The 12,446-nt window shown below is 64.3% G+C and carries 15 protein-coding genes and 1 pseudogene; 7 read left to right on the top strand and 9 right to left on the bottom strand.

Features of this window, described 5'->3' with window-relative positions; translation table 11 throughout:
* Positions 1–584: pseudogene (locus tag AUQ37_RS06195) on the top strand (ribonucleoside-diphosphate reductase, adenosylcobalamin-dependent); the annotation flags it as partial.
* Positions 585–664: 80 nt separating this feature from the next.
* Here the strand turns inward: AUQ37_RS06195 and AUQ37_RS11285 are convergent.
* The 5 genes from AUQ37_RS11285 to AUQ37_RS06180 form a co-directional block, all read right to left on the bottom strand.
* Positions 665–1,510, bottom strand: a complete 846-nt coding sequence (locus AUQ37_RS11285) for a hypothetical protein (protein ID WP_201013815.1) — start codon at positions 1,508–1,510, stop codon at positions 665–667.
* A complete protein-coding gene (locus AUQ37_RS11280) occupies positions 1,501–2,088 on the bottom strand; it encodes a hypothetical protein (protein ID WP_201013814.1) in 588 nt (195 codons plus the stop codon). Before AUQ37_RS11280 ends, AUQ37_RS11285 begins: the two co-directional genes overlap by 10 nt.
* 52 nt (positions 2,089–2,140) lie before the next feature.
* Positions 2,141–3,505 carry a type II/IV secretion system ATPase subunit gene (locus tag AUQ37_RS06185; protein WP_201013813.1) on the bottom strand — a complete coding sequence of 455 codons (1,365 nt, stop codon included), beginning with the start codon at positions 3,503–3,505 and terminating at the stop codon, positions 2,141–2,143.
* A 103-nt stretch (positions 3,506–3,608) separates the two neighbouring features.
* Complete coding sequence (locus AUQ37_RS11275; protein ID WP_201013812.1) at positions 3,609–3,914, bottom strand: hypothetical protein; 306 nt, start codon at positions 3,912–3,914, stop codon at positions 3,609–3,611.
* Positions 3,911–4,474 (bottom strand): hypothetical protein, encoded by a 564-nt coding sequence (locus AUQ37_RS06180; RefSeq protein WP_235584982.1) that lies wholly within the window; start codon positions 4,472–4,474, stop codon positions 3,911–3,913. Before AUQ37_RS06180 ends, AUQ37_RS11275 begins: the two co-directional genes overlap by 4 nt.
* Before the next feature lie 95 nt (positions 4,475–4,569).
* On the opposite strand from AUQ37_RS06180, the gene AUQ37_RS06175 reads away from it, so the two are divergent.
* Genes AUQ37_RS06175 through AUQ37_RS06165 form a run of 3 tightly spaced genes read left to right on the top strand, consistent with a single transcriptional unit; the run spans position 4,570 to position 8,170 of the window.
* On the top strand, positions 4,570–6,468 hold the full coding sequence (locus AUQ37_RS06175) for a U32 family peptidase (RefSeq protein ID WP_058747857.1): 1,899 nt from the start codon (positions 4,570–4,572) through the stop codon (positions 6,466–6,468).
* A gap of 56 nt (positions 6,469–6,524) precedes the next feature.
* On the top strand, positions 6,525–6,905 hold the full coding sequence (locus tag AUQ37_RS10015; RefSeq protein ID WP_157844313.1) for a hypothetical protein: 381 nt from the start codon (positions 6,525–6,527) through the stop codon (positions 6,903–6,905).
* Entirely contained in the window at positions 6,896–8,170 is a 1,275-nt protein-coding gene (locus AUQ37_RS06165; RefSeq protein WP_058747855.1) for an alpha/beta fold hydrolase, read from the top strand. The genes AUQ37_RS10015 and AUQ37_RS06165 overlap by 10 nt, the downstream gene beginning before the upstream one ends.
* Here AUQ37_RS06165 and AUQ37_RS06160 read toward each other — a convergent pair.
* From AUQ37_RS06160 to AUQ37_RS11265, 4 genes are all read right to left on the bottom strand, one after another.
* Complete coding sequence (locus AUQ37_RS06160) at positions 8,125–8,700, bottom strand: YkgJ family cysteine cluster protein (RefSeq protein WP_058747854.1); 576 nt, start codon at positions 8,698–8,700, stop codon at positions 8,125–8,127. The two genes, AUQ37_RS06165 and AUQ37_RS06160, sit on opposite strands and share 46 nt — an antisense overlap.
* Positions 8,701–8,815: 115 nt before the next feature.
* The gene (locus AUQ37_RS06155) at positions 8,816–8,995 is read right to left on the bottom strand and encodes a hypothetical protein (RefSeq protein ID WP_058747853.1); all 180 of its coding nucleotides are present in this window, start codon (positions 8,993–8,995) and stop codon (positions 8,816–8,818) included.
* 37 nt (positions 8,996–9,032) lie between these two features.
* Complete coding sequence (locus AUQ37_RS11270) at positions 9,033–9,317, bottom strand: hypothetical protein (RefSeq protein WP_058747852.1); 285 nt, start codon at positions 9,315–9,317, stop codon at positions 9,033–9,035.
* Positions 9,307–9,633 carry a class I SAM-dependent methyltransferase gene (locus AUQ37_RS11265; protein ID WP_058747851.1) on the bottom strand — a complete coding sequence of 109 codons (327 nt, stop codon included), beginning with the start codon at positions 9,631–9,633 and terminating at the stop codon, positions 9,307–9,309. Before AUQ37_RS11265 ends, AUQ37_RS11270 begins: the two co-directional genes overlap by 11 nt.
* A 57-nt stretch (positions 9,634–9,690) precedes the next feature.
* On the opposite strand from AUQ37_RS11265, the gene AUQ37_RS06140 reads away from it, so the two are divergent.
* From AUQ37_RS06140 to AUQ37_RS11260, 3 genes are all read left to right on the top strand, one after another.
* Complete coding sequence (locus AUQ37_RS06140) at positions 9,691–10,989, top strand: phenylacetate--CoA ligase family protein (RefSeq protein ID WP_058747850.1); 1,299 nt, start codon at positions 9,691–9,693, stop codon at positions 10,987–10,989.
* A gap of 1 nt (position 10,990) precedes the next feature.
* Positions 10,991–11,416 carry an amino acid-binding protein gene (locus AUQ37_RS06135; RefSeq protein ID WP_058747849.1) on the top strand — a complete coding sequence of 142 codons (426 nt, stop codon included), beginning with the start codon at positions 10,991–10,993 and terminating at the stop codon, positions 11,414–11,416.
* Positions 11,417–11,860: 444 nt separating this feature from the next.
* Positions 11,861–12,364, top strand: a complete 504-nt coding sequence (locus AUQ37_RS11260) for an EF-Tu/IF-2/RF-3 family GTPase (protein WP_201013811.1) — start codon at positions 11,861–11,863, stop codon at positions 12,362–12,364.
* The last annotated feature ends 82 nt before the right edge of the window (positions 12,365–12,446 follow it).

Here is a 12,446-nt window from a genome sequence, read left to right as displayed (position 1 = left end):
AGAAGGAAGCGAAGAAGAAGGAGCAGGAGGCCAAGAAGGAGGAGGCCGTCGAGAAGAACATTCCGAGGAGCCGCGGCGTGATCAGGATCGTCGACGACAACGTCATCGGGAAGAAGAGGAAGCTCATGACCGGCTGCGGCAGCCTCCACTGCACCGCGTTCTTCGACCCTAAGAGCGGGGACCTCATGGAGGTCTATCTCAACAAGGGATCCACCGGCGGATGCAACAACTTCATGATCGGGCTCTCGAGGATGATCTCCCTGGCCGCCAGGAGCGGATGCCAGGTGGAGGACATCGTGGACCAGCTCAAATCATGCGGCACCTGCCCCTCGTTCGCCGTCAGGAGCTTCACCAAGAAGGACACCAGCAAGGGCTCCTGCTGCCCCATGGCCGTCGGCTGGGCCCTGAGCGACATGTATGAGGAGATGAAGACCCAGATCAAGACCTCGTCCCTGGTGGCGCCTCCTGCGCCTCCCAAGGAGAAGAAGAAGGTCCTCAACCCCTGCCCCAAGTGCGGCGACGAGCTCACATTCCAGGGCGGCTGCAACATCTGCAAGTCCTGCGGATGGACCAAGTGCGAGTGAAGACAGAAAGAAACATTTTCCCGGGGCGGTGCCCCGGGCTTTTTCATTTATCCGTGGTGCTGCGGGATGATCCCGCCGCATCAGATCGCGATGCTTGCCGACAGCAGGAAGACGACGGCCGAGACCGACAGGTAAACGGATATCCTGCGGGCCACCGTCTCGGAACGTGGGTCCCCTTCCAGGAACGAGTTGAGGAACGAGATCAGCACGCACAGCTCGGCAAGGTATGCGACGAGGACCGACGATGTCCCGGACATATCGGTGCCGGCCATTCCGGACACCGGCCCGAGCATCGAGACGGAAAGACCCAGAACCATCGGCGCGAAGAAGGCGGCAGTGGCGGACATGGTGTCCGTCATGCTCCTGAGTTCGGCGCGGATGCCGTTCCTGACCGATCTCTGGTCCTTCATCTGCCTCCCGATGGATACCGCCAGTTTCCCGGCGTCCCTGAGGTCCTTCGACGCCGCACGGCATACGGCGCAGAACGCATCGCTGACGGTCGCCGATACAGGCGAGAGAGCCCTCGCGACAGCACCCTCCTCATCGCCGCGGCATACGGCGAACTCCCTCCTGAGGGGCTCGGCTATCCCCGCGCATCCCTCTCTCGAAGCGATGGCGCCGATGGCGGCGTTCTCGAAGGTCTCTCCGGAGAGCAGGCGGTTGCCGGCATCGAACACCGCATCCTCCAGATGGACAGCGCATCTCTTCCTTGCCGACTCCCTCATGTACGCTGGGAATACGGCAGCGAAGGACAGCGCTCCGCCTGCGGCGCACCCGATGCACCCTGCAGCGGCCGCCTCCATCCCGGCCGCCATGCATACGGCGGCCAGTACCGGGGCCGACAGGAGCGGAGCGTAGTTCTTCAGGCCTGCATCCGCGCTCCCGGGCGGGAGGAACGGGTTGCGACGGCTTATCATCAGCACCACGCAGCGACCGCCGACGGGACGATGACCAGAGTCAGGGCCGCTATCTGCCCTATGCCTATCGGCGAGGAACCGAACAGGCCCCCGAAGCCCAGCATGGGGACGATGCACATGAGGACCATCGGCACCATGATGCCGAGTGCGAACACCGCCATGCAGGGAGCGTTCAGAGATGCGCTGAAGGACTTCCCGGCCTCTTTCAGGCCGGTAAGGGCGATCTCGGAGGCATCGCGGAGCGAGCGCTCCTTCTCCTCCTCGGCGCGGGCATCGGATGCCGAGACCGCCATATGGACGGCCATGGAGTACGGCGACGCGGAATCCGGAAGCAGGGAGAGCTCCGATATGAGCGATGCCCGCATATCCGGCCTGACCCTGGTGTCGGCTAGGTCTGCCACCCTGCGGAATATTCCTCTGGAGATCGGAGGGCCGCCCTCCGCGACAGCGCGGACGGCAGAATCCAGGGACCCGCCGCCCGATATGGACGTCGACATGATTCCGATGACACCGGGGGCCTCGTTGAGGAGCCTCGGGACGTCCTCCCTGCGGACCGACGGCTTATATTCAGACTGCCGCGACCGCACCCTTCTCCGGCGATTCTCCCCGTATTCCGCGCGTACGCCGCCCCGGCATCGGTCATGATCCGTCCCCCAGGTCCTTCCCGGTCTCCGCGAAGACCTTGTTCCGGAACGATGCGAGGATATCATCGGGGCTCCTTCCGGCCATCCTCGACAGGTGGTCGTTCGCGGCGCTGATCCATTCCGGGCTGAAGAACTGCTCCCCCCAGCGCCCTCCCAGGGACGCCAGGTACCCGCGGAGCATGGACCTCGCCTTGATCTCGTCCCTGGCCTCCTCCTCGGTCTCCACGGACGATGCCAGCGCCCTGCGCATGACCGGCACCGAGAAATCCAGGCGGTTGCCCGACAGTTCGGCGAACTCCCCGGGCCTGTCGGTGGTGGCCGCCACCTCGCTCACCCTTCTCGACTGCGCCCCCGTCCTCCTGTCGCGGAAGGACCCCAGCGTCACAAGGACATCCGTTGCCATGAACGCCTCGGGCGAGATCCCCATGTCGTGGACCACTCTCTCATACACGGTCCTCGCGCTGTCCCCGTGGATGGTCCCCAGGATCGAGCTCCCGGCGCGGCCTGTCCTCATGCTCTGGTACAGTGTCCTTGCCTCCTCTCCCCTGACCTCTCCGAGCACTATGGCGGACTCGCCGAGCCTCAGGGAGACCCTCAGGGCCTCGTTGGCCCTCGACAGGCTGTCCCCGTCCATGCGGTCGTCCACCAGCATGGACTGGACCTTGTACCCCATCTTCCTCATCTTCTCCCCCGGCAGCTCGATGGTGTCCTCGATGGTGAGGATCCTCTGGGACAATGGGAACTCGAACATCAGGGCCGAGAGCAGGGAGCTCTTCCCGGCCCCCCTCGCGCCGCAGATCATGAAGGTCGCGCGGTTCTGTATGAGGAACGACAGGAGCCCGGCAGTCGCGGCGTCCATGGTGCCGTTGGAGATCAGGCGGGTGAGCGTCCACGGGTCGGAGGAATGCTTCCTTATGGCCACGGCATCGCCGTTGGGGCTCATGGGGTACCCCACCACCGTGGCCCTCGCCTCCTGCGCTTTCATATCCGTCTCCAGCACCGGCGACGATTCGCAGAACGGGAGCCCCGATTCCCTCTTGAGCACGTTGATGAGGTTGTCCACCTCCCTGCGGTCGACGATGAGGTTGGTGCGGCAGCGCACATGGGAGTTCCCGTCCCCTATCCCGCGCATGGTGACGTGGATCCTGTTCCTATCGCAGGGGGCATCGATGTAGATGTCCTCGAGCTTCGGGTCCGCGAGCAGGATATCGAACACCCCGAGACCGACCGAATAGCGGTAGACGATGTCGCACATCCTCTCCATCTGGGTCTCCATCGCCTCTATGTTCCCGCCGCATGAGAGGAGGACGTCGCCGGAGAACGGCTCGAGGACGTCCCTCGCGATGCCGGCGATGTACATCCTGTCAGTGCGGCCGCCGCTCTTCCTGAACTCGGCGCGGACCTGGATATCGCCTCCTCGATCATCCTGTTCGCCGCATCGGTGCTGGCATATTCCGACGGCGTCAGGTTGTACTCCATCTCCCCGTCGCAGCCGTGCCGACGACGACGTGCCCGCTGGGCGTATCGTACTCGGCAGACCTCTCCAGCTCCCCGATGCTCCCGACGAGCCAGCAGTCGGCGTAGGAGGGCTTGCTGAGGACATTCCCCGAGATTATCCTGCGGTAGTCCTCCATGAAGGTGCTCCTCGATATGACCGATGGGGCGCGGCGGCCGGCCGGCTGCATGGATGGCGCCGCCCTGATGCCCGGCATATCGCTGTCCGGTGCGGAACGCCCCCGGCCCCTGCTGTCCGCGAACCAGGGGATCACAGCGCATCCCTCCTGCGGGACGCTATCCTCGCGGCCTTCTCGCGCACCCTGGCCATGCCGTCGTCGGCCATCATCAAGGCGGCGCGGGTCCTCTGCAGGCACGCGGTGCACTCGGGGGAATCGTCGCGGAGGCTGTACAGCCTGTCGCAGGCCGATGCGAACGACGGATCTGGAAAATCCGCCCATGCGTCGCCGATCACCCTCTCCGGCGAGCGGCCGCAGGAGGAACACCTCCTCCCGTCGGAGGGACGGAGCACCGTCCTTATCTGTGCCAGATCGCAGAGTATCTCGGCCGCCGGCCCGTGGATCTCGGTGTCCTTCCCGCCTTCCAGCCATATCCTCTCGGCCGCCCCCTCCGACGAGATGGCCGCCGTTATGCACCTGATGCATGCCGGCGACCCGGCATCGGGGACCTGGTCGCACCCCCTGCAGTGGACCCTCAGTATCCCGCACGGGTCGTAAGATGCCGTGCCCGCCGTCTGCTCCGCTTTCCTCCCTCTCCCGTAAGGCCGCGCCTTCGCATCGCGTACGGGAGGATGCCGTCCTTTCATCGCGTTCATGGCGGGAACGACAGGGGGCGCGGATATAACAGGGGGAACAGGGCAGTCAGCGGGGCACCCGCATTCTTTTATAAACGCCCGCAGTGGGGATGGGCATGGAGATCCTATCGCCCGCAGGTTCGCCCGAGGGGCTCGCCGCCGCTGTCATGGGCGGATGCGACGCCGTCTATCTGGGAGGGAAGTCGTTCGGTGCCCGCGCGTTCTCATCGAACTTCACCGACGGGCAGATCGAGGGAGCGGTCGGCTATTGCCACGACCGCGGGGTGAAGGTCTACGTCACCGTCAACACCCTCATCAAGGACTCGGAGATGGATGATGCGGTCTCTTTCGTGAGATTCCTCGCGGACATCGGCGCAGACGGGGTGCTCCTGCAGGACCTGGGCCTCCTCAGGGCCCTGCATTCCGTGGACATCCCGAAGCATGCCTCGACCCAGATGGGGATCTGCTCCCGCCGGGGCCTGCAGTGGTGCGCCGAGAACGGGCTGTCGAGGGCCGTGCTCAACAGGGAGCTGACCTTCGAGGAGCTCAAGGACATCGTCAGGGACTCGCCGGTGGAGACCGAGGTCTTCGTGCAGGGGGCGCTGTGCTACTGCCTCTCCGGAGGGTGCCTCTTCTCCTCCCTCGTCGGCGGCCGCAGCGGGAACCGGGGCCAGTGCGCCCAGCCCTGCAGGAAGAAGTACGCCATGGACGGGAAGGCCTCCTACCGCCTGAGCAGCGCCGACCTCTACGGCGTTGAATGGCTGAAGAAGCTGGAATCGATAGGGATCACCTCGGCGAAGATCGAGGGGAGGATGAGGAGCCAGGCGTACGCCTACCTCTCCGCCAGGGTCTATTCGTCTGCCAACAGGGGGATCCCGTACGAGGAATGGAAGGAGGACGACGAGCTCCTGAAGACCGTCTTCAACCGCGGGTACTGCGACGGCTACCTCGGAGGGGTCGTCTCGCCCGTGCAGCAGGAGTACGCCGACAACCGCGGGTTCTACCTCGGGAAGGCATCGTTCAAAGGCAGGAAGTTCAGCACGGGCGAGCTCAGGTACCCGGTGAACGTCCGCGACGGCATCTCCATCTACGACGGCGACGAGAAGATCGGCGGGTTCAAGCTTACCTCCGTCGGCCGCGCCGCCTCCCCCTTCGCCCTCCCGGACGGGACATACGACGTCTACAGGACGTACGATCCCAGGATAGATGAAGTGAAGAACATGATAGGGGAGGCGCCGAAGCTCTCGGGGAGCACCGAGAGACGCCGGGCCCATGTCCCCTGCAGGGAGATCGAGAGGGCCAAGAGGGAGCTTCCCGAGATGTCCTTCTACGTCAGCTCCGTGAGGAACCTGAACGCGGTCCTCCCTTACGCGGACAGAATCTACTACGATAATCCTCAGTCCCTCGATGAGGCGAAGGGCATCTGCGCCGGGGAGGGGATCGAGTGCGTCGAGATGGCGCCCAGGTTCGACCCGGCATGGATGCCGCATGATGGCCCCTACATGGCCAACACCCCCGGGCAGGTGTTCGGGACCGAGGACCGCGTGTACGCGAGCTATTTCATGAACGTATTCAACGCGCACGTCAGGATGCCGTTCTGGCAGACCACCCTCTCGACGGAGCTGGCGGACCGCGAGATCGAGGAGATCGCCAAGCACTTCCCGGGAAGGCTCGAGGTCATGGTGTTCGGGAGGACGGAGCTCATGTGCACCCGGGACCCCGGCCTCAGGACCGGCGTCCTGGAGGACGAGAAGGGGTACCGCTTCCCGGTCTACCGCGACCCCTACGGCACCGCCCGCATCCTCAACTCCTCTGACCTCATGCTCCTGCCCTACCTGAGGCAGCTGGGCTCCTTCGGGATCGATTCCGCCGGCATTGACGTGAGGAAGCGCCCCGAGAGGATCGCGGCCGCCGTGGCCAAGGCGTTCGCCGAGGACGACGTCCCCGCCAAGAAGGACCTTGCAGGGATCTGCGGCGGCATCAACTACGGCGCGTACCTCCGCGGCACCGAATGATGTTCCGCTGACTGCCACCCCCTCTCTTAATGCCCCCGGAAAGCGAGGGGGTTCCCATGATAGGCGACAGGAAGGGGGATATCGGGTTCATGGAGGCCGTGGCCTCCGCGGCCGCGGTATGCCTGGTGATGACGGCGTTCGCGGCGTTCTGCGCGGCCGAGATGGACGCCGAGGAGGGGACGGGAGAACGCCCCTCGTTCGATTGGCCCGGGGACGGGCTCAGCCCCGAGATGACGGCGTCGGCGCTCCGCGGATGCGCCGAGACCCAGATGGAGCGCGGCGGATGGAACGGCGTCAGGATCGACGGCCCGGACGGGACCTGCTTCGAGCTCGGGAGGGAGAGCGGGGACGTGAGCGTGAGCAGGGAGGTGCTCAGGGTCTGCCCGTCCGAGAAGGAGATAGTCCCGGCGGTCTACGAGGCATTCATATGGTTCTGAAGGACCGCCGCGGCTTCACGGGCGTGGCGGACGCCATGTTCTTCATCGCCTTCATCGGAATCGCCGCCTCGGCGCTGTCGGGATGCATGTCCCAGGATGAGCCGGCCGGCCCGGGGGACCCGTCCGAGTTCGCGGACACGGTCTTCACCGGAAGAGTACGGGGAACAGATTTCGGGTACATCGACGTCCCCCGGGTGGAGGAGGTCGCCGCCTATACCGCCGCCTCCCTGATCCTGGAGGACGGCACGGCCGAGAAGTACCTGGAAGAGCTGGCCGGGAAGATGTACGGGGACCCAGGGAGGTATCGCCTCACTGTATCCTGTAGGGACGCAGAATCGTCGGTCGGGGGACTCGCAGAGAAGCCGTCGCATCCTACAGCCATGCATACGGAACCCCGTACGGCGACCTGGAGGTGCTCCTGGAACTGGCATGAAGGCGGCGGCGATGGAAAACGCTTAACCCGGCCGGCCGATACCTGCACCGTGCCTTACGCTGAAAGCAGGAACGCCAGGATACATTACGAGACCGAGGGGTCGGGCCGGCCCCTGATACTGGTCACCGGCCTGGCCGGGGATACCGGCTTCTGGGCCAGGACCGTCCCCCTCCTGAAGGACTCCTTCGAGGTCGTCACCCTCGATAACCGCGGCGCCGGGTCCACCTCTTATTCCGGTAGGTTCTCGGTCGCCGATATGGCGGACGATGTGGTCTCCGTCATGGACGGTGCCGGCATAGGCCGCGCCGATATCCTCGGATGGTCGATGGGGTCCCATATCGCGCTGAGGGCGGCCGCCGGGAACCCTGCCCGCTTCTCCACCCTCACCCTGGTCTCATGTTACCTGCACCGCCCCGCCCGCGCGGCCTACATCCTCGATTACCTCGCATCTGGGTATGCGCGCGGGGATGTCGACGCCGCCACCGTCGGCAGGGTGCTGAACGTCCTCCTGCACACGCCATCTTTCTTCGAGAAGGCCGAGAGGGAGGGTAGGAAGATCAGGGAGATGAAGGCCCCCGACCCGCAGGGCTTCATGTACCAGATGCACGCGGTCGACAGCTATGACGCGGAGAAGGACGCCAGGTCGCTGAAGGTCCCGACGCTCTCGGTCCACGGCCTCGAGGACATCATGACGGAGCCCTCCGCAGGCGATGAGATCGCCTCGAAGATAGAGGGCTGCTCGGTGCTCAGGCTCCCGGGCGAGGGGCATATAATACGCCCCGAGAATTACATACCCAGAGTGAAGGATTTCATCCTGTCTCGCCGGCGCTGAGCGATGCGCTCGGCGCGGGCCTTACGGCCTTCGGCGATCTTCCCTTCGATGGTCTCCCTGATATGGCGGGTGCAGGGCCAGGACTCGTCCATGTACTCCGTCATCTGCATTATGTCCGCATCCTCGTTCGTCAGGGCCAGGTAGACCCTGCTCATGAACATGGAGACGGCATAGGGGAACTCGTCGCAGATCTCCGGGCGGTCCGCCCAGATGGTGCACTTCCTGTCTTTCCCGAGGAACCTGCAGGGAGCGTTCCGGCCTTTCTTCATCAAAATGTCCCCGTCCGCGGTCTGATAGACGACCTGGGTCATGAACGTGTACAGGTCTATCCCGGACGCCCGGGAGATCCTGTCCACCTCATCAGGGCGGATGATGATGTTGGGCTGGCAGCAGCACTTCCCGCACATCTCGCACGGGAAGCTGTCCCTGTAGGACATGCATATATCGTACGCCTGGTCGAGGTCCTCCTCCATCTCGGGGGAGATGGACGCCAGCCCCCTGAGGTCGTACTTCCCGCGGTACAGGACCATCCGGGATCATCCCACGAGGCCGGCGTAGCCACCATGAACCCGATGACCGAGAGGACCAGGCCGGCGGCGGCGATGTAGACGAACTTCTTGTCGATCTCCCCGATCTGCACCCGTTTCATGCGCGCGCCATAGCGAAGCCGCCGAGGAAGAGGCCAAGGGCCCCGAACACGGCCGCCCCCGCATAGCTGAAGACCATGAGGATGACGGAGATGATGCCCAGCGCGAGCGCTCCCCAGATGATGTTCTTCACAGCGGGGCCCGGTCTCCTGGTCGGTGCGTAATTGTCGATATCCATGGGACACCTTCTGCGCACTCGTATCCCGACGGGCTCTTTAATCTATGCGACGGATGACGCACTCTAAGCGCCGGCGGACGCCTCCGAAACGCGTCGGGGAATCGATGCGCTCCGCGGAGACGATCTCCCAGGAATCTGAGGGGAAGGCGCGCTTCACATCATCAAGGGACCAATAGCGGTACGCGATCCCGTTGCGCATGTCCTCCTTCTTCCCGCCCGAGCGCAGGTCCCCCTCCGCGAAGCAGCGGAGATAGAGCGTACCTCCGGGGACGAGCACCCTGCGGACCTCGGAGACCGCTTCGGCGAGGCCCTCATCGGACAAGTGCTCCAGGACGTGGAAGGCCGTCGCTTGGCGAACGAGCGTCGGGGAACGGGAGCGATCTCACGTCCGCCTCGGCGAAGACGGCGCGGCCCCCCAGAAGCCTCCTGCATTCGGCCACCGCCGACGGGGAGAAGTCCACGCCGGTGACAGCTGCCCCGGCGTCGGCCAGGGCGCGCGCGGTCTTGCCGTTCCCGCATCCCAGCTCCAGGAAGGATTCGCCGGTGGAGACCGATACGAAACCTATGTCAGCCGATCCCCTCCACTGCCTGCCGTTCGAAGCGTACAGCCTCTCCCATGCCTCCCTGCCGCCGTCCATCGCCACGCCATAATATAATTATTAAAAGAGGATTGCGAGGGCAGACAGAGGGAAACGATGTATTGGAACCCCCGCATAGAAACGATGCCGTACGAGGAGCTACAGAAGCTCCAGTACCGCGAACTGAAGCAGAACGTCTATTTCCATTACACGAACAACAAGTTCTATCACGACAGGATGAAGGAGGCAGGGGTCTCCCCGCTGGACATCAACAGCCTGGAGGACGTCAGGAAGCTCCCCTTCATGTTCAAGCAGGACCTCCGCGACAACTATCCGGACGGCATGTTCTCCGTGCCGAAGAACGACATCGTCAGGTACCACATGTCCTCCGGGACCTCGGGGAAGCCCACCCTCGTCGCCTACACCCGGAACGACCTCGAGTACTGGACGGAAGCGCTCGCCCGCTCGTTCACCTCCTGCGGCATCGGGCCGGACGACATCATGCAAATCTCCTACGGCTACGGCCTGTTCACCGGCGGCCTGGGCGCCCATTACGGAGCGGAGCGCGTCGGCGCCACCGTGCTGCCCGCATCCACCGGGAACACCCAGAGGCAGATCGAGATGATGCAGGACCTGGGCGTCACCGTCATCGCCTGCACCCCGTCCTACCTAACCCACCTCTGCACCACCGCCAGGGCCATGGGCATCGACTGGAGGAGGGACATGAAGCTGAAGAAGGCCGTCCTCGGCGCCGAGCCCTGGTCGGAGAGCATGAGGACCAAGCTCCAGAACGAGATGGGCATCAGATGCTACGACATCTACGGGACCTCCGAGCAGGCCGGCCCCATGTTCACCGAGTGCGAGTACCAGAAGGGCGCGCACATCTGCGGCGACATCATGCTGGTGGAGATCCTCGACCGCGACACCGGGGAGCCCCTGGAGCCCGGCAACGAAGGGGAGATGGCCATCACCATGCTGAAGAAGGAGGCCATGCCCATGATCCGCTACAGGATGAGGGACGTCACCACCCTGAACGTGGAGGAGTGCGAGTGCGGCAGGACCTCCCCCAGGATCGGGAGGATCTGCGGCAGGACCGACGACATGCTTATCGTCCGCGGGATCAATGTCTTCCCGTCCCAGGTCGAGTACGCCCTCATGCGCATACCGGAGATCGGCGATCAGTACATGATCGTGGTCACCAGGGAGGGCGACCTCGACCGCATGGTGGTGCAGGTGGAGCTGAAGCCCGAGGCCTTCACCGACAACATGGCGAGGATGAACTCCATCCGCGCCCATGTGGAATCCGAACTGAAGAGGTACCTGAACATCGCCGTCGAAGTGGAGCTTAAGGCCCCGGGGGAGCTCCCCAGGTTCGACGGCAAGGCCAAGAGAGTCATTGACAAGAGGGTGTATTGAGATGAGCGACTACATTATCGAGCAGCTGTCTATATTCGTGAGCAACGAGCCCGGGGCCCTGGCCAAGGTCTCCCGGACCCTCGGCGAGTGCGGCATCAGCATGAAGGCATGCAACCTCGCCGAGTCCAACGAGTTCGGGATCCTCCGCGCCATCGTGGAGGACCCTGACGGCGCCATCGCCAAGCTGAAGGCCGCCGGCATCGTAGTGAAGAAGACCCAGATCATCGGCGTCGCCATCAACGACGACCCCGGGTCCATGTACGAGTCCACCAACGCCCTCGGCAAGGCGGGGATCAACATCGAGTACGGGTACGCGTTCGTCGGGAAGCAGGGCCCCGCCCTGCTCATGAAGACCGATGACCCCGTCCGCTCCGCCGAGGTTCTCGGCAGGGCCGGGCTCAGGGTGCTGAGGGCCGGGGACCTCTGATGGCCAACCTCAACATCGCCGCCCTCGGGGCGCCGGGGCTGGCCGCCGAGATCGGGAAGAAAGGGACCGTCTCCGACATGACCTTCTACGAGGTCAAGGAGGGGAAGGACTCCATAACCCTCATCGAGCCGACCAAGTACCCGGAGAAGCTGTCCTCGCTGTTCTACGCGGCCCAGATCGGGGAGTTCGTCATCCTCACCGTCGACAAGATCGATTCCTTCCTAGGCGAGACCATCGTCATGGCCGACTCCCTCAGAAGGACCCGCGGATGGATCGTCCTCAGGAACTACATCCAGCCGGAGCAGGTGAAACCGCTCATCGCCGGCACCTCCCTCGAAGGCTACGAGTTCAAGGAGGAGGACCCCACCGCCATGAGGCTGGAGCTCATCGCCATGGCCAAGGCGGAGAGCAGGGGCCCGGGGAGGCACCTGCGGATCCTGCCCCGTGGACAGCCACTTCAACGTCAAGGGCGTCGGGACAGTGGTCATAGGAGCAGTCGCCGACGGCTGGTTCCGCGTGCACGACAAGATGACGGTATGGCCTCTGGGGAAGGAGGTCATCCTGAGGTCGATCCAGAAGCACGACATCGACTGCCAGGACGGGGAGAAGGGGGACCATGTCGGGCTGGCGCTCAAGGGCATCGAGAGCGAGGAGCTCGACAGGGGATTCGTCGTCTCCACCGACCCCTCGATCAAGATGACCCAGGAGCTGAACGCGAAGGTCGCCTACAACAGGTTCTACCGCGGAGACCTGAAGGAGGGGATGATGGTCCACGTGGGCCACTGGATGCAGATGGTCCCCGCCATGATCGAATCCGCCTCCGGAAGGGACTCCGATGTGAAGATGACCTTCGACGGGAAGATCATCCACAAGCCGGGCGACACTGCCGTCGTCATGTACCTCGAGGGCGGGAAGCTCAGGGTCATCGGCACCGTCGTCCTTCCCTGAAAAACCTCTTCTGGGTCATTCCCTCGGGGGCCCCTGCCGGGGCTCCCTTTTTATCCCGCCCGGACCTGGAATCCGGATCCGG

The organism is Candidatus Methanomethylophilus sp. 1R26 (assembly GCF_001481295.1).
Taxonomy (GTDB): domain Archaea; phylum Thermoplasmatota; class Thermoplasmata; order Methanomassiliicoccales; family Methanomethylophilaceae; genus Methanomethylophilus.
This window is presented reverse-complemented; position numbering and strand designations above follow the sequence as displayed.

Coding starts and splice junctions, on each gene's coding strand:
- AUQ37_RS06185 (WP_201013813.1), bottom strand. CDS start 3,505: ATGTACATCGCCGGCATCGCGAGGGACGTCCTCGAGCCGTTCTCCGGC.
- AUQ37_RS06180 (WP_235584982.1), bottom strand. CDS start 4,474: ATGAACGCGATGAAAGGACGGCATCCTCCCGTACGCGATGCGAAGGCG.
- AUQ37_RS06175 (WP_058747857.1), top strand. CDS start 4,570: ATGGAGATCCTATCGCCCGCAGGTTCGCCCGAGGGGCTCGCCGCCGCT.
- AUQ37_RS10015 (WP_157844313.1), top strand. CDS start 6,525: ATGATAGGCGACAGGAAGGGGGATATCGGGTTCATGGAGGCCGTGGCC.
- AUQ37_RS06165 (WP_058747855.1), top strand. CDS start 6,896: ATGGTTCTGAAGGACCGCCGCGGCTTCACGGGCGTGGCGGACGCCATG.
- AUQ37_RS06160 (WP_058747854.1), bottom strand. CDS start 8,700: ATGGTCCTGTACCGCGGGAAGTACGACCTCAGGGGGCTGGCGTCCATC.
- AUQ37_RS06155 (WP_058747853.1), bottom strand. CDS start 8,995: ATGGATATCGACAATTACGCACCGACCAGGAGACCGGGCCCCGCTGTG.
- AUQ37_RS11265 (WP_058747851.1), bottom strand. CDS start 9,633: ATGGACGGCGGCAGGGAGGCATGGGAGAGGCTGTACGCTTCGAACGGC.
- AUQ37_RS06140 (WP_058747850.1), top strand. CDS start 9,691: ATGTATTGGAACCCCCGCATAGAAACGATGCCGTACGAGGAGCTACAG.
- AUQ37_RS06135 (WP_058747849.1), top strand. CDS start 10,991: ATGAGCGACTACATTATCGAGCAGCTGTCTATATTCGTGAGCAACGAG.